The organism is Hylemonella sp. GW821-FHT10B10 (genome assembly GCF_059415585.1).
Genome location: NZ_JBWKNN010000004.1, coordinates 271,676 through 292,458 on the forward strand (window position 1 = coordinate 271,676; position 20,783 = coordinate 292,458).

General features: G+C 66.0%; 16 protein-coding genes. 6 read left to right on the forward strand and 10 right to left on the reverse strand.

The genetic code is table 11. The features are described 5' to 3' along the window. Positions 1-14 precede the first annotated feature (14 nt). Together queA and AC07NT_RS17085 are read left to right on the forward strand one after the other, a co-directional pair. A complete protein-coding gene (gene queA, locus AC07NT_RS17080; protein ID WP_498599853.1) occupies positions 15-1,076 on the forward strand; it encodes a tRNA preQ1(34) S-adenosylmethionine ribosyltransferase-isomerase QueA in 1,062 nt (353 codons plus the stop codon). Positions 1,077-1,971: 895 nt separating this feature from the next. Continuing rightward, entirely contained in the window at positions 1,972-2,970 is a 999-nt protein-coding gene (locus AC07NT_RS17085; protein WP_498599851.1) for an aldo/keto reductase, read from the forward strand. Positions 2,971-3,029: 59 nt separating this feature from the next. Here the strand turns inward: AC07NT_RS17085 and AC07NT_RS17090 are convergent, their stop codons facing one another. The 4 genes from AC07NT_RS17090 to AC07NT_RS17105 all read right to left on the reverse strand — a co-directional run bounded on the left by AC07NT_RS17090 (position 3,030) and on the right by AC07NT_RS17105 (position 8,333). After that, positions 3,030-5,057: a putative bifunctional diguanylate cyclase/phosphodiesterase gene (locus AC07NT_RS17090; RefSeq protein ID WP_498599849.1), complete on the reverse strand. Its 2,028-nt coding sequence runs from the start codon at positions 5,055-5,057 to the stop codon at positions 3,030-3,032. 228 nt (positions 5,058-5,285) lie between these two features. After that, complete coding sequence (gene fghA, locus AC07NT_RS17095; protein WP_498599848.1) at positions 5,286-6,116, reverse strand: S-formylglutathione hydrolase; 831 nt, start codon at positions 6,114-6,116, stop codon at positions 5,286-5,288. 20 nt (positions 6,117-6,136) lie between these two features. Continuing rightward, positions 6,137-7,246 carry an S-(hydroxymethyl)glutathione dehydrogenase/class III alcohol dehydrogenase gene (locus tag AC07NT_RS17100; protein ID WP_498599847.1) on the reverse strand — a complete coding sequence of 370 codons (1,110 nt, stop codon included), beginning with the start codon at positions 7,244-7,246 and terminating at the stop codon, positions 6,137-6,139. A gap of 118 nt (positions 7,247-7,364) precedes the next feature. Continuing rightward, the gene (locus AC07NT_RS17105) at positions 7,365-8,333 is read right to left on the reverse strand and encodes a Bug family tripartite tricarboxylate transporter substrate binding protein (RefSeq protein WP_498599845.1); all 969 of its coding nucleotides are present in this window, start codon (positions 8,331-8,333) and stop codon (positions 7,365-7,367) included. A 92-nt stretch (positions 8,334-8,425) separates the two neighbouring features. Between AC07NT_RS17105 and AC07NT_RS17110 the strand changes: the two genes are divergently transcribed. Then, the gene (locus AC07NT_RS17110) at positions 8,426-9,145 is read left to right on the forward strand and encodes a class II aldolase/adducin family protein (RefSeq protein ID WP_498599844.1); all 720 of its coding nucleotides are present in this window, start codon (positions 8,426-8,428) and stop codon (positions 9,143-9,145) included. 40 nt (positions 9,146-9,185) lie between these two features. Continuing rightward, a complete protein-coding gene (gene tgt, locus AC07NT_RS17115) occupies positions 9,186-10,364 on the forward strand; it encodes a tRNA guanosine(34) transglycosylase Tgt (RefSeq protein WP_498599843.1) in 1,179 nt (392 codons plus the stop codon). A gap of 24 nt (positions 10,365-10,388) precedes the next feature. Here tgt and AC07NT_RS17120 read toward each other — a convergent pair whose 3' ends face one another. From AC07NT_RS17120 to AC07NT_RS17130, 3 genes are read right to left on the reverse strand one after another with little or no spacing between them, the layout of a single operon-like run. Further along, a complete protein-coding gene (locus tag AC07NT_RS17120; RefSeq protein WP_498599841.1) occupies positions 10,389-11,174 on the reverse strand; it encodes a PIG-L deacetylase family protein in 786 nt (261 codons plus the stop codon). A gap of 7 nt (positions 11,175-11,181) precedes the next feature. Then, on the reverse strand, positions 11,182-13,050 hold the full coding sequence (locus tag AC07NT_RS17125; protein WP_498599840.1) for a hypothetical protein: 1,869 nt from the start codon (positions 13,048-13,050) through the stop codon (positions 11,182-11,184). Between the two features lie 60 nt (positions 13,051-13,110). Continuing rightward, complete coding sequence (locus AC07NT_RS17130) at positions 13,111-14,832, reverse strand: cation:proton antiporter domain-containing protein (RefSeq protein ID WP_498599839.1); 1,722 nt, start codon at positions 14,830-14,832, stop codon at positions 13,111-13,113. Positions 14,833-14,977: 145 nt separating this feature from the next. On the opposite strand from AC07NT_RS17130, the gene AC07NT_RS17135 reads away from it, so the two are divergent. Both AC07NT_RS17135 and AC07NT_RS17140 read left to right on the forward strand, forming a co-directional pair. Next, a complete protein-coding gene (locus AC07NT_RS17135) occupies positions 14,978-15,820 on the forward strand; it encodes a phosphate/phosphite/phosphonate ABC transporter substrate-binding protein (protein ID WP_498599837.1) in 843 nt (280 codons plus the stop codon). A 6-nt stretch (positions 15,821-15,826) separates the two neighbouring features. After that, on the forward strand, positions 15,827-18,298 hold the full coding sequence (locus AC07NT_RS17140; RefSeq protein WP_498599836.1) for a hybrid sensor histidine kinase/response regulator: 2,472 nt from the start codon (positions 15,827-15,829) through the stop codon (positions 18,296-18,298). A gap of 6 nt (positions 18,299-18,304) precedes the next feature. Here AC07NT_RS17140 and AC07NT_RS17145 read toward each other — a convergent pair whose 3' ends face one another. From AC07NT_RS17145 to AC07NT_RS17155, 3 genes are all read right to left on the reverse strand, one after another. Beyond that, positions 18,305-19,345, reverse strand: a complete 1,041-nt coding sequence (locus AC07NT_RS17145; protein WP_498599834.1) for an HD-GYP domain-containing protein — start codon at positions 19,343-19,345, stop codon at positions 18,305-18,307. Positions 19,346-19,442: 97 nt separating this feature from the next. Further along, on the reverse strand, positions 19,443-19,607 hold the full coding sequence (locus AC07NT_RS17150; protein ID WP_498599832.1) for a hypothetical protein: 165 nt from the start codon (positions 19,605-19,607) through the stop codon (positions 19,443-19,445). After that, the gene (locus AC07NT_RS17155; protein ID WP_498599830.1) at positions 19,604-20,770 is read right to left on the reverse strand and encodes a PepSY-associated TM helix domain-containing protein; all 1,167 of its coding nucleotides are present in this window, start codon (positions 20,768-20,770) and stop codon (positions 19,604-19,606) included. The genes AC07NT_RS17150 and AC07NT_RS17155 overlap by 4 nt, the downstream gene beginning before the upstream one ends. Between the last annotated feature and the right edge of the window lie 13 nt (positions 20,771-20,783).

Below are 20,783 nucleotides of genomic sequence, written 5' to 3' on the forward strand. Positions count from 1 at the left end.
CGGCCCTCAAGCACATGTCCTCTGCTCCCGGCGCTACGCGCACCCATACCCTCAGCGATTTCGACTTCGAGCTCCCGCCCGAGCTCATCGCCCAGCACCCGGCCGCAGAGCGCAGCGCCTCGCGCCTGCTCGACGGCCGCTCGTCCACCCCTGTGGACCGCATCTTCCGTGAACTGCCCGGCCTGCTGCAAGCCGGTGACCTGCTGGTCTTCAACGACACCAAGGTGGTCAAGGCCCGGCTCTTTGGCGAGAAACCCACGGGCGGCAAGCTGGAGCTGCTGATCGAGCGTGTGCTGACCGGCCACGAGGTGGTGGCCCACATGAAGGTCAGCAAGAGACCGGCTGTGGGCACGGTGTTGCAGATGACCGGCGGCTACACCGCCACTCTATTGGGCCGCTGGCCCGACGAAGAAGGGCAGCTGTTCCGCCTGCGCTTCAGCGCCGAGCCCCACGCACTGATGGAGCAATACGGGCACGTGCCCCTGCCGCCCTATATCGAACACGGCGACAGCGCCGAAGACGTGGCCCGCTACCAGACCGTCTTCGCCGCCAAACCCGGCGCAGCAGCAGCCCCCACCGCCGCCCTGCATTTCGACGAAGGCGTGCTGGCCGCGCTCGAAACGCGTGGCATCAAGCGCGCCAGCGTCACCCTGCACGTGGGCGCCGGCACCTTCTCACCCGTGAAGACCGAGAACCTGGCCGAACACCGCATGCACCGCGAGTGGTACGAGGTACCCGCCGCCACGCAGCAGGCCATTGCGGAGACCAAGGCCAAGGGCGGCCGCATCGTCGCCGTGGGCACCACCACCATCCGCACGCTCGAATCCTGGGCCCAGACTGGCCAGGCCAGTGGCGACACCGAAATCTTCATCACCCCGGGCTTCGAGTTCAAGGTGGTCGACCTGCTGGTCACCAACTTCCACCTGCCCAAGTCCACTCTCATGATGCTCGTCAGCGCCTTTGCGGGTTACGAGCACATCATGGGGCTGTACCGGCATGCGATCGCGCAGCGGTATCGGTTTTTTAGTTATGGGGATGCGATGGTGTTGGAGCGGGCGCGTCCGCCCCGCAGTTGAGCAAAGCCCGCTACCGGCCAAAAGCGGACACTCAGGTTTTGCGCCGAAAGCTGTCGTTCAATGACCCTTTTGGGGGATATGCCGAGGCTCCCGCCTTTCCTAGAATCTCCCTAACCATTCAGTCAAGCGCGGATCGGCCGGGCGTCCGCTTACCTCAACCGCTAGGGTTTATGAACGACGTGCTGTTTCGAACTTCGTTGTACGGGCGCTTTGGGCACCTTGTGATGGCGACAGTGAGCCTAGCCTTCGCAGTGCTTTTCGGGCTGCCGTTCCTCATGCCTGGTCCTTCCCGCCCGGAATTCCTGGTTCTAGCTGGCTCTGCCGCATTCAGCATTGGAGGGCTTGCGATCGCTCTGTATTCGATTTGGTTCATGGTTGCGCCCAGCGGACGTATTCGCTGCACCAACGAGGCCTTGTTTTACCGAGGGTTCTTTGGATCGCTCCACCTCCCTTGGCGGCAAATTGAATCGGCGAAACTGAATTTTGCTGGGCGCTCTCCATTCGTTTTCCTACTGGTGCGGAGGCGCGGCTCAAGTTTTGTACATAAAATCAACGTTTCCGGCCTGACGCCGGCTTACGAAGTTCTTGTTGATCACGTGCGCAGGCGCATGCTGCATGCCCCAAGTTCAGCGAACGGACATGATCCCACTGAGGCCGTCGCGGGCGAGAACAGTGACCGCTCTAACAGGTCGACCCAGAGTCGACAGCCTTCGGCTGAGGCTGGCCTCCGGCGTTGAGTGTCGGCTTTCCTTTATGACCCAGCGGCCGCTATGGGTCGTAAGCCGACGGAGTTAGCCGTCTCTCGGCAACACGACACTCTTCCCTGTCTAGAATTCCGCTGCATTCCCAGCCAACGGCCGTACGCCGGTCCTCGCGATTCCAACCAAAGACGCCCATGAACCACCGCAAACTCGGAAACACAGGCCTTTCCACTTCAGCCATCGGCCTGGGTTGCATGGGCATGAGCGAGTTCTATGGGCAGAGCGATGACGCCGATTCGCTGCGCACGCTGGAGCGGGCGCTGGAACTGGGTGTCACCCACTTCGACTCGGCCGACACCTATGGCCTGGGCCACAACGAGGAGCTGCTGGGCCGGTTTGTGGCTGCTGGCGGGGCAGCTCGCCGCCAGCAGGTGGTACTGGCCACCAAGTTCGGCATCGTGCGCGCGGCCGGGCAATACGAGCGACGTATCGACAACTCACCCGCCTACATCCGCTCGGCCTGCGAAGCCTCGCTGCGCCGCCTGGGCACGGACCACATCGATCTCTATTACTGCCACCGACGCGACCCGGCCGTGCCCATCGAAGAGGTGGTGGGCGCCATGGGCGAGCTGGTGCAGGCCGGCAAGGTCCGGGCCATCGGCCTGTCGGAGGTATCGGTGGAGACGCTACAGCGTGCCCATGCCGTCTTCCCCATTGCCGCAATGCAAAGCGAGTATTCGCTGTGGAGCCGCGAGCCTGAGGCCGGCATGCTGGCGGCCTGCGCGGCGCTGGGTACGGCCTTTGTGGCCTACAGCCCGCTGGGTCGGGCCTTCCTGACCGGCGCGCTCAAGGTGGACGAACTGGCCGACAACGATTTTCGCAAACGCAATCCGCGTTTTGTGGGCGATGCACAGGCGCAGAACCAGCAGCTCGTGGCTGCACTGCAGGCCCGTGCCGAGGCAAGGGGCCTGAGCAGCGCCCAGCTGGCGCTGGCCTGGTTGCTCAACAAACACCCCCATGTGGTGCCGATCCCGGGTACACGCCGCATCAGCTATCTGGAAAACAACGTGGGCGCGGTGGGCGTGCAGCTCAGCGCCGAAGAGTTGGCAGCGCTAGACCAGCTCTTCGACCCCGAGCGCGTGGCCGGAGCGCGCTACCCCGACGCGGGCTTTGTGGGCATCGAGAGCCGCTAGGTCAGCGCCTCGCAAGGCCTGCGCATGATGCGCCCTGATCCCCGAAGAGGGGCAAATGCTCAAGGCAGCCCCGACTTGAGCATCTGCTCGAACTCTCTCTGTGCCGCCGGCCGCGCGTACAGAAAACCCTGCTGCAGCACGCACCCTCGGCCCTGCAGGAATTCGGCCTGTTCTGCGGTTTCCACACCTTCGGCCACCACCTGCAGGCCCAGCTCCTGACCCAGGGTGATGATGGTGGCGGCGAGCGCTCCGTCGCGGCCGCCGCGGGCCACGTCGGTGACGAAGGCACGGTCGATCTTGATCTCGCTCACCGGCAGGTGCTGCAGGTAGGCCAACGAAGAGTAGCCGGCGCCAAAATCGTCCAGCGCCAGGCCGAAGCCCATGGCGCGCAGGCGCTCCAGCACCGCGATGGTGGCAGTCACGTCGCGCATCAGCATGGTCTCTGTCAGCTCCAGCGTGAGGCAAGACGGGGTCAGACCGTGTTGCCGCATCAGTGTGTCCAGCTGGCCAGGCAGACGGGCGTCGGCCAGGCTGGAGGCGGGCAGGTTGACCGCGAGCGGTACGCTGGGCAGGCCCAGGTCCATCCAGCGACGCTGGCTGCGGCAGGCGGCCTGCAGCACCCAGTCTGTCAGTGGCACGATGAGACCGCTCTCTTCGGCCAGGGTAATAAAACGCCCCGGCAGAATCAGGCCGCGTTGCGGATGCACCCAGCGCACCAGCGCTTCGGCACCCACGATGCGGCGGCTGCGCACGTCGACCTTGGGCTGGAAAAACAGGCTCAGCTGCCCGGCCTGGATGGCCAGCCGCAGCTCGGTCTCCAGCAGCACACGGTCCCGGGCCCGGGCGTTGAGCGCGGCATCAAAGAACTGGATCTCGACGCCAGCGGCGTCGTCCGCGGCGTGCGCCGCCTGCTCGGCACAACGCAGCAGTCCCGGGAGATCCGGTGCATCCCCGGGGAATATGGCAATGCCGATGCGGGCCGACAGCACCAGGGGCCGGCCGTTGACGACGATGGGCTGGGCCACGGCCGCGAGCAGGCGCTGCACCACCTGGGAGGCCCGCTCCTGGCTGTCGAGATCGGTGAGGAGGAGGGAAAAGGCCTTGTCGCCCAGCCGGGCCATCACGCCGGCCTCATCCCCGGCCGCTACGGCCAGCGCGTCGCCGCCACGCACGCTCAGGCGGATGCGCTGGATGACCTCGGCCAGCACGGCGTCGCCCTGGCCGCGGCCATAGACATCGTTGATGCCTGCGAGGCGGCCGATCTCCACATGCAGGACGGCGCAGCCCACGCTGTTGCGCAGTGCACGCTCCAGCGCCGGCAGGGCCAGCTCGGCGAACAGGCGACGATTGGGCAGGCCCGTGAGTTCGTCGTAGTGTGCGAGCCGCAGCGCGCGCTGCTCGGCCGCGGCGCGCAAGTCGTCCAGCGTATCGCGTGCAAGAAACTCCTTGCGCAACAGGAACTCGCGCCACCAGCCTATGCCGCCCGCAAGGATGAAGAGGGTGAACACATGGTAGGACCAATAGGCCACCTGCTCCGACGAAAACTCACCGTCCACCCAGAGCGCGGACTGGAAGGCCGCAAGGATGATGGCGCCCGATGCCAGGGCATAACGGAACTGGACACCCAGGATCACGAAGCAGTAGAACTCGAGAAAGGTAAAGTTGAGGACGCCGACCCAGGTCCTCAAGCCCGCACCGCCTTCGGCATCGATGCGCGTCAGGATGGCAAAGAGACAGAAGGCCACCGTGACGATGAAACCGGCCATCACCGGCTGCCAATGCCGGCGCGCCATGGGCAGCAGCGTATAGGCAAAGCCGCCCAGCAGCACCGGCACGGCCGCCGTCAGCCGCAGCAGGTTGGCCGCCCCGTTGCCGTAGGCAAAGCGGTCGACCAGGTAGTCGCCCACAATGAGCACCATGCCCAGCAACAGGCTCGCCTGTGCATAACGCAGATAGAAGGCCACATAGTGGCTGACGAAACGCTGCTCGTATGCAGTATCGGTAAAACGCAGGAACAGCCGCAATGGCAGCGCGGGCACGACGCCGACGTGGTCGGCGCCTGGCTTCTTGGCATCGAGAGCGAGCATCAAAAGGCCTGTTCAGGACGGCGGGCGCTGAGCGGGCACCCGGGAACTGCGACTCGTCCCCATCATATCGGCCAACCCGCCCCGCCGCCAAGCGTGCAGGCCCGTACGGTGAAATCCGTCACAGAAAGAGCCTGTGCATGGACGCCTCGGCAAGGAAAAGTGCCGTCGCGGGCAGCCCTTGCACCCACGTTGACCCTCTTGCAGAGTCACCCCTCATCGGGGCGGCAGTCACTTCAATGCTTGCGCATGGTGGGCGAAGTGGTCCGCCATGACACTCGCGATGAAGTAATAGCTGTGGTCATAGCCCGCGTGGCGGCGCAGCGTGAGGGGGTGGCCCGCTGCAGAGCAGGCCGCCTCCAGCAACTCGGGGCGCAACTGCTTGCGCAGGAATTCATCGGTTTCGCCCTGGTCCACGAGGATAGACAGGCGCTCGGTAGCTGTAGCCACCAGCTCCACCGCGTCCCATTCCTTCCACGCTGAAGCATCCGCACCCAGATAGGCCGTGAAGGCCTTCTGGCCCCAGGGCACCTGACTGGGTGCGACCACGGGTGCGAAGGCCGAGACACTGCGGTAACGACCGGGGTTGCGCAGCGCAGTGACGAGCGCGCCGTGGCCGCCCATGCTGTGGCCGAAGATGCCGCGTGCATCGGTGGCGGGGAAGTTCTGCTCGATCAGCGCGGGCAGTTCCTGGGCCACGTAGTCCGCCATGCGGTAGTGCTGGGCCCAGGGGGCTTGCGTGGCGTTCAGATAAAAACCCGCGCCTTCGCCCAGGTCGTACGTATCTTCATTGGGCACACCGGGGCCGCGCGGGCTGGTGTCGGGCGCGACGACGATGAAGCCATGCCGCGCCGCGTGTTCCTGCGCACCGGCTTTGGTGATGAAGGTCTGTTCGTTGCAGGTCAGGCCGGCCAGGTAATACAGCACGGGGCAACGTTCGCCGGCCACGGCGGCCGGCGGCAGGTAGACGCCGAACTTCATCTCGCAGCCCAGGGTGGCGGAGGGGTGTTTCCAGACTTCCTGGCGGCCGCCGAAGCTGGCGTGGCGCTCTACGCGGTTCATGTCGTTTTCCTCTTGAGGGTTCAGTAATGGATGACGGTGCGGATGGATAGTCCTTCGTGCATGAGGTCGAAGGCTTCGTTGATGTCTTTGAGTTCGCGCGTGTGCGTGACAAAGGGCGCGAGCTGGATGTCGCCCTTCATGGCGTCTTCCACCATGCCCGGCAGCTGCGTGCGGCCCTTGACGCCGCCGAAGGCCGTGCCCAGCCAGCGCCGGCCCGTCACGAGCTGGAAGGGGCGGGTGGAAATCTCCTGCCCCGCGCCGGCCACGCCGATGATGACGCTCTGGCCCCAGCCGCGGTGCGCGCACTCCAGCGCGGCGCGCATGACATTGACGTTGCCGATGCACTCGAAGGAATGGTCCACGCCCCAGGTCGTCATCTCCACGATAACCTGCTGGACGGGCTTGTCGTGGTCCTTGGGGTTGACGCAGTCGGTGGCGCCGAAAACCTTGGCGAGGTCGAACTTGCCCGGGTTGGTGTCGACGGCGATGATGCGGCCGGCCTTGGCCTGCTTGGCACCCTGGATCACGGCCAGCCCGATACCGCCCAGGCCGAACACGGCCACGGTGTCGCCGGGTTGCACCTTGGCGGTGTTCTTCACGGCGCCCAGGCCGGTGGTGACGCCGCAGCCCAGCAGGCAGACCTGCTCGTGGTTGGCCTTGGGGTTGATCTTGGCCAGCGAGACTTCGGCCACCACGGTGTATTCGCTGAAGGTGGAGCAGCCCATGTAGTGGTAGACCGGCTGGCCCTGGTAGCTGAAGCGCGTGGTGCCGTCGGGCATCACGCCCTTGCCCTGGGTGGCGCGCACGGCCACGCAGAGATTGGTCTTGCCGCTCTTGCAGAACAGACACTCGCCGCACTCGGCGGTGTAGAGCGGGATCACATGGTCGCCCGGCTTCACGCTGGTGACGCCCTCGCCCACTTCGACCACCACGCCCGCGCCCTCGTGGCCCAGCACAGCGGGAAAGATGCCCTCGGGGTCGTCCCCGCTGAGGGTGAAGGCATCGGTGTGGCAAACGCCGGTGTGCGTGATCTTCACCAGCACCTCGCCCTTTTTCGGCGGTGCCACGTCGATCTCGACGATCTGCAGGGGCTGACCGGCAGCGAAGGCGACGGCGGCGCGGGATTTCATGGGGTTTCCTTCTCGGTGTGAATCACGAATTATCCGTGCGGGCTCCAGGATGTACGGCGCACCAAAAGAAAAGCCCGGCGCGCCGGGCTGGTCTTGTGTGCGGCTGGGGCGCCCGCGTTTATTCGGCCTTGATGCCCGCGTGCGCGGCCACGCGCGACCAGCGCACGAGTTCGGAGCGCATGAAGTCGGTGGCCTGGTCCGGCGTGGCGTAGACGATGTCGAAGCCCATGCCTTCGAGCTTGGCCTTGGTCTCGGGCTGCTTGAGCACCTGGGTGTAAGCGGCGTGCAGGCGCTTGACCACGGCCGGCGGCGTGGCCGCCGGAGCGTAGAGCGCGAACCAGTTGGACACCTCGGCGCCGGGGTAACCGGACTCGACCAGCGTGGGCGTCTGGGGCAGTTCGCGGTGGCGCTGTTTGGCGGCCACGGCCAGCACACGGATGCGGCCCTGCTTGATGTAGGGCAGGGCGTTCTGCAGCGGACTGAACATGTAGTCGATCTGGCCGCCCACGAGGTCGTTCATGGCCTGCGACTGGCCCTTGTAGGGGATGTGGTTGGAAGTGATGCCGGCGAGCTGGTTGAAGTACTCGGCCGTCAGGTGCTGCGAGCTGCCCTGCCCGGCCGAGCCGTAGTTGAGCGCGCCCGCCTTGCTGCGCGCCAGGTCCACGAACTCCTTGACCGTGCTGGCCTTGACCGACGCATGCACCACCAGGGCCACGTCGGTCTGGCCGACCAGGGCCACGGTCTGGAAGTCCTTGAGCAGGTCGTAGGGCAGCTTGCGGTACACGGCCACATTGGTGGCGATGGTGCTGGGCGAGAACAGCAGGGTGTAGCCGTCGGCCTTGGCCTTGGCCACGAACTCCACGCCGATGTTGCCGCCGGCGCCGGTCTTGTTCTCGACCACCACGGGCTGGCCCAGCAGCTCACCCACCTTCTGGCCCACGGTGCGGGCCATGACGTCGGTGCCGCCGCCGGCCGAGACGGGTACGACGAGCTGGATGGGGCGTTGCGGGAAGTTCTGCGCGCTGGCGGATGCCAGCAGCGTGAGCCCCAGCGCAAGGCCGGCAGGAATGCGGTGCAGCAGCTTCATGAAGTCTCCTCTTGAATTCGTTTTAAGATGATAACCATACATAGCACTTGCACAAGCCCGGCCGCCCGGGCTTTACCCTGGAGACCCCTGCCATGCCCCACCCAGCCAGCCCCGCCCTGATCGATGACCTGGTGGTCGCCAACCACATCCTCGTCAACGAGGGCGTGCTCGACGGCTTTGGTCACATCAGCGTACGCCACGACAAGGAGCCCGACCGCTTCCTGATCGCACGCAGCATGGCCCCGGGCCTGGTGACCACCGACGATATCGTGGTCTGCGACCTGGACGGCGAGGTGCACGACAAGCGCGGACGCAAGACCTATGTGGAGCGGTTCATCCACAGCGAGGTCTACCGCGCCCGCCCCGATGTGATGGCCGTGATCCACAGCCACTCGCCGGCCGTGATCCCCTTTGGCGTGACGAGCGCACGCCTGCGCCCGATCTGCCACATGAGCGGTTTCCTCGGCGCGCAGGTGCCGGTGTTCGAGATCCGGCAGGCGGCCGGTGAGAGCACCGACCTGTTGATCCGCAACCAGGCCCTGGGCAAGGCCCTGGCGGCCGATCTGGGCCAGGCCGCGGTGGCGCTGATGCGCGGGCATGGCAATGTGGTGGTGGGCTTCTCGATCCAGCAGGTGGTGTTCCGCGCCATCTACACCGAGGGCAACGCCCGCCTGCAGAGCGAGGCCATGCGCATGGGCGAGATCAACTTCCTCACGCCGGAAGAAGCCAAGGCCGCCTCCGACATGAACGACGAACACCTGGACCGCCCCTGGCAGGTCTGGAAGCGGCGCGCGCAGCAAAACCGCTTCTGAGCCCGGGTTTGAGGGGGCAACCTAGAATCTCCCCCTCACCATGCTGAAATTCGACCTGCTCAAGACCGAGGGCCACGCGCGCCGCGGCCGTCTCACGCTCAACCACGGCGTGGTCGAGACCCCCATCTTCATGCCCGTGGGCACCTATGGCACCGTCAAGGGCGTGATGCCGCGCAGCCTGGAAGAAATGGGCGCGCAGATCATCCTGGGCAACACCTTCCACCTGTGGATGCGCCCGGGGCTGGACATCATGCAGGGCTTCGGTGGCCTGCACGGCTTCGAGCAGTGGCACAAACCCATCCTGACGGATTCGGGCGGCTTCCAGGTCTGGAGCCTGGGCGCCATGCGCAAGATCACCGAGGAAGGCGTGCACTTCGCCTCACCCGTGAACGGCGACAAGCTTTTCATGTCGCCCGAGGTCTCGATGCAGATCCAGACCATCCTCAACAGCGACATCGTGATGCAGCTGGATGAGTGCACGCCCTACTGGCAGGGCGAGAAAGGCAGCGGCCACATCACCACGCAGGCGGAAGCACGCAAGAGCATGGAGATGAGCCGGCGCTGGGCACTGCGTTCGCAACAGGAATTCGCGCGGCTGGAGAACCCCAACGCGCTGTTCGGCATCGTGCAAGGCGGCATGTTCGAAGACCTGCGCCAGGAATCGCTGGAAGCTCTGGTGGAAATGGATTTCCCTGGCTACGCCGTGGGCGGCGTCAGCGTGGGCGAACCCAAGGAGCTCATGAACCAGATCATGGCGCACACGCCGCACCGCCTGCCTGCGCACAAGCCGCGTTACCTCATGGGCGTGGGCACGCCGGAGGACCTGGTCTACGGCGTGCAGCAGGGTGTGGACATGTTCGACTGCGTGATGCCCACGCGCAATGCGCGCAACGGCACCATCTTCACGCGCTACGGCGACCTGAAGCTGCGCAACGCCCGCCACAAGGCCGACCCGCAGCCCATCGACCCCACCTGCACCTGCTACGCCTGCGCAGGCACGGCCGGCGTGAGCTGGAACGACGGTGGGCGTGCCGGCTTCAGCCGCGCCTACCTGCACCACCTGGACCGCTGCGGCGAGATGCTGGGCCCCATGCTGAACACGGTGCACAACCTGCACTACTACCTGAACCTCATGCGCGAGGTGCGTGCCGCGCTGGACGCCGGGGCCTACGCGGCCTTCATGCAGCAGTTCGCAGCCGACCGGGCCCGCGGCATCTAGGCCGCGGGGGCAGGCACCAACGCATCAACCGAGCCGCCTGAGTTCGAACACTTCGGCATAAGGCTGAGCCGCCTGAACCGCAGTGGCCGATTGCTGGTTGATGCGCAGCACGCGCGCATCGAAGCCATGCCCCCGCGTGTTGAGGTTACGCTGATGCTGTGAGGCATGAAAACGCAAGAGCTCGGCCTTCCACCGCGCAGCGTTTTCATCAAATGGTGTGTAGAGGTCTTGCCGCATGGCCAGTGTCTTGGCGTCCTGGTTAAGCCAGGCCCACAAGGGGTAAGGCATCTGCCGCGCCACGGCGTCGATCAGCGCATAGGTGCGCTGGTGGGTCACATTGCTATCGTTGCCGTGCGGCAGAAAGACACAGTGGGGTTGGTGCTGCACGAGCAGGCGCTGCACGGTGGCGTGGTTGGTCCCATCCAGGCGCGGGTCGCCACCTTCGTCGTTCGGCAGACGCAGAAATTCCAGATGCGCGGCAGGCAAACCGAAGAAGGCACAGCTAGCAGTCTGCTCCAACTCGCGCAGCGCGCCCTTGGCCTCATCGGTCTGTGCCCCGGCAAACCCTGGCTCCACCCCACTGGCGCCCGTGGTGCACACCGCGAGGTGCAGGCGCATGCCCTGCGCATGCAGGCGACGCAGGGTGACGGCTATGGCGTCGAAGTCATCTGGGTGGGGCGCGAGCACCAACGCCGACAAACCGCGGGGCAGCACCAGCTTGTCAAAGGAGACCGGGCCTCGCCCCTGGGCCCGGGTCTGCGGGTGCACCGCTCCCAAAACGGCGTCCAGCGCGTGCAAACCTGCACCCATCGCGCGCTCACTTGAACAGGCTGTCGCGCGCCACCCAGGCAAAAGCCAGCAGCAGAGCCAGCGCCAAGATACCGAGATACAGGGCCCAGGGCCGCTTTTTCTCGGCATAGGGATCGGTCAGCGCGCGCTCGGCGTTGGGCGGCAGGTGGGCCGTCTGCGTGAGCGAGGTACCGAAGGGGATGTTGATCTTGGCACGCGCATTGATGGCCCAGCCATTGGCGTCCAGGATGGGACCCAGGTTGCGGCTGCGCAGCTTGAACCAGGCCAGGATGACCGCGGGGCCGGAGATGGCCAGCATCAGGCCAGCCAGCGCGATCGGCACCTGCCACCACTTGAGCGCCAGCAGACCCACCAGCACCGAGGCCAGGGCCGTGCCGATGGCGCCCACGGCCAGCCCGATGGCGGCAAAGATGCCGGCGAACTTGCCCACGTCGAAAGGTGGCGGGGGCGTGGCCGGTGCCGCAGGGGCCGCGGCCACTTTCTTGGTGCCGTCGACCACGGCCGTGGTCAGCTTCTCGTCCGAGGCCTTGGCCTTGCTCGCGGCCATCTTCTGCATCTGCTCGCCGACAAAACGCGCCACGCGCTTGTAGGGCGACCAGAAAGCCTGGCGCAGGCTGATCGGGTGGTCCACGATCTTGGCGATGGTGGCGTCCCAGTCACGGCCCAGGCGGTCGTAGAACACGCCGTTGCGGCTCACCATGAGCTGGTCCGAATCGCCGGCGGTGAAGGCGGCGGCGATGCTCATCTTCTCGCTGCCGCGCACGCAGTCGCAATAGACCAGGCACATGCGTGAAAGCGTGGCCAGCGTGGCGTGGCGGGCGGCGTCGTTGACGGCCACGCAGAGTTCGGCGGAGCGGCCGTCCAGGTAGAGCGTGCCGACCTGGAAGGTGGCCTTGCCCTGGCGGGTGTAGAAATCACGGAAGGCCACGAAGTTGTTGGCCAGGGCCAGCAGGTCGCGCACGTAATGGGCCAGCCGCTCCAACTGGCGCACGGCATCGGCCTCGACCGCCGCATCGGGCTTGGCGGCCAGCCAGGCGGCATAGGGTGCGAGCTTGGCTTTGAGCGCTGTCCAGTCAGACGCCGTCAGCAGCGCGCGATCCCCCAGCAGCGGCTGGACAGCGGCCTGGTTCAAGGTGGCCATGCGCGCGGCCCAGGCCGGGTTGAGTCCGCTGCCCAGCGGCAGCGCCGCACTGGCCTGCACATGGGCCAGCGGCAATGCGGCGATGGCTTCGTCGTCGGTCTTCAAGGTCGCGCCCCCGAGCGCGGCCAGAGTGGCATCGGCCGCATTGAGGGCCGCGCCGGCACGCGCGTCAAAGGCCGCCAGGCGGCAGCGCACGAACCAGTCTTCCACCTTTTCCGCCACAGCCACGAGGGCTTCATGCGCAGCGGCCGTGGCGTCGCCCAGCGGGCGCGCAGCCGCACCGGCGGCTTCCCAGGCGGCCAGCGCACGCTGTGCATGGCGGGTCTGTGCAGCGTTGGCGGCGGCAACCGTCACCATGCCGTCCGTGCTGCCTATGTCGGCCAGCAGCTCGCGCGCGGCGGTGGCGATGGCCGCGCCTTCTTCATCATCGTCACGGATGGCGGCCAAGGGCACACCGGGCAGCTTCTGCGCCAGCACATTGCTGTCCTTGAGGCGCGCACCGGCCCAGGCGACGGCAGCGATCAGTTCGGGCGCACGGACCTGGCCATCGCCATCACCATCGACAAAGGACAGAGTGCGGGCGTCGAACTCGATGCCCTTGACCGGGCAGGACAAGGCCACCCAGAGTTTCTGGTCGAGCTGGCCGATGTTGAGCAATTCGGCCGCGGTGTCCAGTCGGACCTGGTCAAAGCCGCCGGCACGGAAAAAACGCCAGTGCGTCAGGGCTGTGGTCATGGAACGGTCCTCCTCATGGGTTTGCGTTTCATCTTACCCTCAGCCATGCCGGGCCGGAAACTAGGAGCGTACGGGCACGTTGCCGTGGTGCGGGCGCATGCGGTCCAGCACCTGGGTGCTCATGCTGCGCGAGAGCTCTTCCTTGCCCAGGAAGACCGTGCCCAGGCCCTCCTGGCGCAGCAACAGAGCTTCGTCCTCGCTCAGGGTGCGCAAGAGGATCTCCACCTGCGGGTTGAGCGCGCGGGCCGTCTCCACCATGCGACGCGCGCGCATGGAATCGGGCGGGGTGATGACCAGCATGGCCGCGCGCGCGATGTGCGCCTGGATCAGTACCTCGGGCTCGGCCGCGTCACCGCTGACGGCGGGGATGCCCTCCTTGCGCAGCGTCTCCACCAGTTCGCGGTTCTGCTCGGCCACGACAAAGGGGATGTCCTGCTCGCGCAGCTCGGCCGCCATGCGCCGGCCCACGCTGCCGTAACCCACCAGCACCACCTGCCCCGTGAGCTGTTTGGGATCGGTGGTTGTGGGCAGCTCGGCCAGCGGGTCGTCGCGCTGTTCGAAACGACGCACCAGTTCAGAACGCTGGCGCAGCCAGGCCTGCAAGGGGCCGATGGCGGCGAAGAGGGCCGAGTTGGCGGCGATCGAGATCAGCGCGCCGGCCAGCACCAGGCTCTGGCCTTCGGCCGGCAGCAGGTTCAGGGCCACGCCCATGCCGGCCAGGATGAAAGAGAACTCGCCGATCTGCGCGAGGCTGGCGCCGATGGTCAGCGCGGTGTTGAGCGGGTAGCGAAACAGCAGCACCAGGCCGACAGCGGCCAGGGTCTTGCCCACCATGATGATGGCCACCACGGCCAGCACCTTGAGCGGCTCCTGCCAGAGCACGGCCGGGTCGAACAGCATGCCGACCGAGACGAAGAAGAGCACGGCGAAGGCATCACGCAACGGCAGCGATTCGTCGGCCGCGCGATGGCTGTACTCGGACTCGCGCATCATCATGCCGGCGAAGAAGGCGCCCAGCGCGAAGGACACGTCAAAGAGCATGGCGGCGCCGAAGGCCACACCGATGGCCGCGGCCACCACGCACAGGGTGAACAGCTCGCGCGAGCCGGTACGCGCCACCCACCACAGCAGCTTGGGGAACACGCGCCGCCCCACCACCAGCATCACGGCGATGAAGGCCGCCACCTTGGCCAGCGTCAGGCCCAGGGTGGTCCAGAGATGGCCGGCATCGGCCACCTTGCCTGCGCCCGCCTCGCTCATGACACCGGCCAGGGCCGGCACCAGCACGAGCACCAGCACCATGACGAGGTCTTCCACCACCAGCCAGCCCACGGCGATACGCCCGTTGATGCTGTCGAGCAGGCCCTTGGCCTCCAGCGCGCGCAGCAGCACCACGGTGCTGGCCACCGAAAGGCACAGACCGAAGATCAGCGCCCCGCCCCAGTGCCAGCCCCAGGCCATGCTGACCCCCATGCCCAGGGCCACGGCCACCGCGATCTGCACGATGGCGCCCGGCACGGCGATGCGCCGCACCGCGAGCAACTCGCGCATGGAGAAGTGCAGGCCCACGCCGAACATCAGCAGCATCACCCCGATCTCGGCCAGCTGGCCGGCCAGGCCAATGTCCCCTACAAAACCCGGCGTGGCCGGGCTGATGACCACACCAGCCAGCAGGTAGCCCACCAACGGCGGCATCTTGAGCTGGATGGCCAGCAGGCCGAGAATCATCGCGAGGCCGAAGCCGGTGGCGATGATGGCAATGAGGCTGACGTCGTGGGGCATGGTATCTATCATGAAGGATTCGTGAAATCGTAGCGTCTTGAAGGGATACAACGCCGCCACACTCTGGCGCGCGCGTCCTGGCTGGAGTAAGCTGGATTGGGTGCGCTGACCCGGCAGCGCCGCATGCACAAACAGACTGCAACCCATGAAAAAACAACTGCTGGCGCTTGCCGCCTTCCTGCTGATACTCACCCCGGCCTGGGGCCAGCCTGCCAATGGCGGCTACCGCTTCTCTCCGGTCAACCAGTTCGACATCAACCTGACGGCCGCGTACTGGAACCCCATCATCCAGTACGTGGCGGACAAGAGCGGCGTCAAGCTGAGCCTGAAGATCGGGCGCACCTCGGCCGACACCACGGCCTATGTGCTCACGCAGGAGGTCGAGTTCGTCTTCTCCAACCACCTCTTCAGTCCCGAGCGGGAACAGCTGGGCTGGAAGGTGTTCGGGCGGCGCCAGATGCCGGCCGTCCAGGGTCAGATCGTCGTGCCGGCCGACTCGCCCATCACCGATCTGGCTCAGCTCAAGGGCGAGGAAGTCGCCTTCCCCGGTCCCGAGGCCTTTCTGGCCTACAAGGTGCCCTACGCGCAGCTGCTCAACCGCGGCGTTGACGTCAAGGTGGTGTTCGGCGGCAACCAGAACGGCGCCCTGGCGCAGCTCATGGCCGGCAAGGCCAAGGCCGTGGGCGGCAACTCGCAGCTGATCGAGGGCTACGCCAAACGCGAAAACAAGAAGTTCCGGGTGCTGTGGACTTCCGAGCCCTTCCACGACCTGGCGCTCATGGTGTCCAACAAGGTTCCCGAGAAGGATGCCCAGGCCGTGGCCCAGGCCTTCCTGGACATGCACAAGGACCCCAGGGGCCGTGACATCCTGCACCAGACCTCGCAGAAAGTGGGCTTGCCGGCCGATGCCTACTTCATTCCCGCCAGCGCGGCAGACTATGCGGCCTACCGCCGCTTCTACCAGACCGCTCCGGTCCAGCTGCGCTGATCGGCCATGCTCTCGCCCCTGATACAGCTGCTGCCCAACTCGCTGGTCAAGCGGGTGTTCGCGCTCTACGCGATCACCATCCTGCTGTTCTTCGGCACCGGCATGTGGCTGTTCTATTACTACGAGTTCACCGAGGAAATCGAAAAGGTCCAGGAGACGGCCACCATGCTGGTGGAAGCCACGGCCCAGACCATCTCCGACAACGCGGTGATCGGCGACTACGACGTCATCCAGCGCACGCTGGCGGGCAATATCCTCGGTTCGCCTTTTGCCTCAGCCGCCTTCATCGACCTGCGCGGCGGAATCGTACAAGGCGAAAACGCCTCGGCCAAAGTCACGGGCTACGTCCCTGGCTGGATGCGCAACCGGGTGGCGGGGCTGCTCTACGACATCAACCGCCCCATCACGGCCGGTGGCAAGGACTACGGCGTGCTACGCCTGCGTTTTGCCGTGGACGTCGTGGCCCACAACCTCTGGAAGCTGCTGCAGACCGTCGTGGCCATGACGCTGGCGAGCCTGGTGGGCGGCCTGTTCGTGATGTGGTATTCGCTGCAGCGCTGGCTGGCTTCCTTCCAGCGCATGGACACCTCCCTCTCCACCAGCGACCCGCGCTTCGAGGAGCTGGTGAGCGACATGGTGAAAGCCGTGCCCGTGGAATTCCGCCCCACCTTCGAAGCACTGCACCGCGTCTCGGCCAGCCTGCGCCTGGAACTGAAGCAGCGCGAGCAGGCCCTGACGGCGCTGCGCCGCGCGCTGTCCAACCTGCTGCCCGACGCGCCCTCCACCCCGGCGGCCCAGAGCATGGACATTGCCGCGCTGTCGCGGGTGGTGCTGCAGGTCATCGAAGAGCGCGAGGACAGCCGGCGCGCCCTGCAGGACGCCATGCAGACCGCTGAAGCGGCCAACCGCGCCAAGAGCGAATTCCTTGCCGTGATGAGCCATGAGATTCGCACGCCCATGAACGGCATCATCGGCATGACAGCGCTGACCCTGGAAACCGAACTCGACGACCAGCAGCGCGAGTACCTCAGCCTGGTCAAGAAATCGGCCGACAGCCTGCTGGCCATCATCAACGACATCCTGGATTTCTCCAAGATCGAGGCGGGCCAGCTTCTGCTGGACTTGCGCCCGTTTCGTCCGCATTCACTCGTGCGCGGCACGCTCAACAGCCTGGACATGCAGGCACGCCTCAAGGGCCTGCGCCTGGCGTACGAGCCGCAGGCCACCGTGCCACCCCATCTGATCGGCGACCCGGGCCGCCTGCGCCAGGTCCTCGTCAACCTGATCGGCAATGCCATCAAGTTCAGCAAGCAGGGCATCGTTCAGGTGCGCGTGCTGCGTCAGCCCGACCGACGGGGGCAGGTGGTCCTGCGCTTCGAGGTGCAGGACCAGGGCGTCGGCATCGAGCCCGCCAAGCAGAAATCCATCTTCGACCCCTTCACCCAGGCCGATGCGTCCATCACGCGCCACTTCGGCGGCACGGGCCTGGGCCTGGCCATCTGCGGCAAGCTGGTCCACGCGATGGGGGGTGAGATCGGGGTGCGCAGCGCACCGGGGAAAGGCAGCACCTTCTTCTTCACCACCGCCTTCGACATCGACCACAGCGAATCGAACAGCGACATCATGTCCATGGACAACGCATCCGACATGGCTGGCGCGGCCAACTCGCTGCGCATCCTGCTGGCGGAAGACAACGAGGTGAACCAGAAGCTTGCGCTCAACCTGCTGGAACGCGAAGGCCATGAAGTCGAGATCGCCCCGGACGGCGCCCTGGCCGTCGAGATGGCCACACGCGGCGACATGCCCTATGACCTGATCCTGATGGACATGCAGATGCCGGTCATGGACGGGCTGGAGGCGACCCGCCGCATCCGTGCCCACGAGCGCAGCACCCGTGAACACGTGCGTATCGTTGCCATGACGGCCAACGTCATGGCGGAAGACCGCGAGCGCTGCCTGGCCGCCGGCATGGATGAGTACCTGTCCAAGCCGATCCGTATCGACGAGCTGAGGGCCGCCTTGCGCTGGCAGGACGCCGGCTACAGCCCGACCATGCCAGGCAGCCTCTCCGCCGACGGCGAGCTGATCCTGCCGACGGCCAAGGTGTCGGCGCCAGCGCCCAGACCCCAACCTGACGCCAACGTGACTTTTGACTACGCGGCGGCACTGGCCCAGGCCGATGTGATGGTCGTGCGCATCATCGGAGACTCTTTCCGCGGCAACTGGCCCGTTCAGATCCGCGATATGCGGCAGGCCCTCGCGCAGAACGATGCCAAGCTACTGCAGCGCAGCGCGCATTCACTGCGCGGGCTGCTGGGCAATTTCGGCGCCGAACCGGCCGAGGCGCTGAGCCGCAAGATCGAGGTGATCGGCGCGAAGGGCGCGACCGATGAAGCAGCCCCTCTGCTGCCGCAGCTCGAAGCCGAACTCAAAGCGCTCGACGCAGCGCTCACCCGCTTCCTGAGCCAGCCAGCCTGAGCGGCCTCAGTGCGTGGGGACGAAACGCCGGCGTACGGTCTCGACCTCGTCGAGCCGGTCCAGGAAGACATCAACGCACTGCGGGTCGAAATGCACGCCGCGCTGTGCGCGCATGAAGGTCACCGCGCGCTCCATGTCCCAGGCGGGCTTGTAGGGACGCGCCGAGGTCAATGCGTCAAAGACATCGGCCACGGCCACGATGCGCCCCACCAGGGGGATGGCGTCGCCCCTGAGCCCCAGCGGATAGCCGCTGCCGTCGAATTTCTCGTGGTGGCTCAGGGCGATGACGGCCGCCATCTGCAACAGCGGCGAGCCGCTCTCTGACAGGATCTGGTGGCCGATCACCGGATGCTGTTTCATGATGGCGAATTCCGCGTCGTCCAGCTTGCCGGGTTTGAGCAGGATGTTGTCCGGTATGCCCACCTTGCCCACGTCGTGCATGGGAGCGGCCTCCAGGATCAGTTGCTGCTGCTCCAGTGGCAGGCCCAGGCGCACGGCGATCATCCAGGAGTAGTGGGCCATGCGCTGGATGTGGTCCCCCGTCTCCGGGTCGCGGAATTCGGCCGCCTTGGACAGGCGCAGGATGGTCTCGCGCTCGCGCCGCACGATCTCGTCGGTCGCCTTGAGCACCTCTTCGGCGAGCCAGCTGGCGCGGTCTTCCAGGCGCTTCTGGTTGGCGCGCAGGGCCAGCATATTGCGCATGCGCGCCTTGAACTCGATCTTGTCCAGCGGCTTGGTGAGGAAGTCGTTGGCGCCGCCCTCCAGCGCGCGGTAGCGCACGTCCATTTCGTCGTTGGCCGTCACCATCAGCAGGGGAATGTCGGCACGCCCTGGCGTGGCACGGAAGCGCTGGATGAAGGCCACGCCATCGAGCTCCGGCATCATGTAGTCCACGATGACCAGGTCGGGCGTCGCCGCCTGGCAATGGGCCAGGGCCTGCAAAGGGTCGGTGTAGGCCTGAACCTCGTGCGATTCACCCAGCTGGGTGATGAAGTGCTTGAGCAGCAACAGATTGGCCTCGACGTCGTCAATGATCACAATCTGCATGGCTTGGCGTCTCCACCTGGCTGTTCTTGCCAGCCATCTTACCCCTGCCTCGGCCCGCCAGACCCGGCTGGCGCAAAAGCTCAGCGATTCAAGCGGATCATGTGCACTTGTACACGCAGGCCAGCACAGGCAAACCCAGAGCGAGCCACGCCAGCACATCCAGCAGACCGTCCCCCAGCAGACCGGCCACGAGGCCCGCGACCGTCACTGCGGCCAGCATCAAGGGGATTCGGAAGACCGGCAGGGCCCGCTTGTCAGTCATACGCCGCCCTCTTGGGTGTGCACCAGCCCCTGGGCCTGCGTCGACTTGTTGCCGGTCTCGCTATGGCCGTTGGGCTTGCGCAGCCACAGGTACAGGCCGCTGCCGAGCACAACGATGGTGATGATGTCCAGCAGCGCCCACAGGACCTTCATCGGCAAGCCGCCGTAGTCACCGAAATGCAGAGGCTGCGACAGGTGCAGCGTCTTGAGATACCAGGGCGGTTCCACCGAGCCGGCCAGCTGCCCGGTCTTCACGTCGACCAGCACGGGCTGGTACAGCTTGGACGTCAGGGGTGTGTTGCCGCGCATGTAGATTGCATAGTGGTGCGGCGTGCCGCCCAGCACCCCGGGGAAGGCGATGTAGCTGAAGGTCATGCCCGGCTCGGCCGCCTCGGCCTGACGCACTGCGGCGTCGAGCGACACAAAGGTATGCTGCGGCGGTGTTGCGCCATCGCCGTACTGCTGCAGCCAGGGGGTGAGGTGGTGCTCGCGCCAGTAGTTGACCACCGGTTGTTCCAGCGTGTTGATCACACCGGTCAGGCCGACCACCAGGGCCCAGGCCGTGGTGGTGATCCCCAGCAGGTTGTGCAGGTCCAGCCAGCGCACACGGCGCGACTTGTCCTTGCGGACTTCGCCGTAGGGCAGCTTCTGCATGAACGGGGCATACAGCACCACGCCCGACACGATGGCGACGACCAGCAGCAGGCCCATGAAACCCAGGAACAGCATGCCCGGCAGGCCCGCGAACAGATCGATGTGCAGGCGGGCCATCCAGTACATGAAGCCCTCGGAGAAATTCGGCGCCTTCAGGACCTCGCCGGTCCTGGCGTCGATGGCGAGCACTTCGAATTTTTCCGTCTCGTCGAGCCGGTCTGCCAGCGACACGTACCAGAAGGTCTTGTCGTCCTCTTCCTGGCTCATGTACATCACGTACTTGCCCGGGAATCTGGCTCTGGCCTGCTCGACCACCCCGTCCAGCTTGTAGCGCGGTGTGTCGGCCGGCATCTCCGCCGTCGTAACCTCGCTCCCTGTGAGGTGCCCGATCTCGTGGTGGAAGATCAGTGGCAGGCCGGTCAGGCACAACAGGAGCATGAACACCGTGCAGACCAGGCTGCTCCATTTGTGCACCCAGGACCAGGTCCGTATCGTCTGGCTTTTCATCATCCTCTGTCTCTCC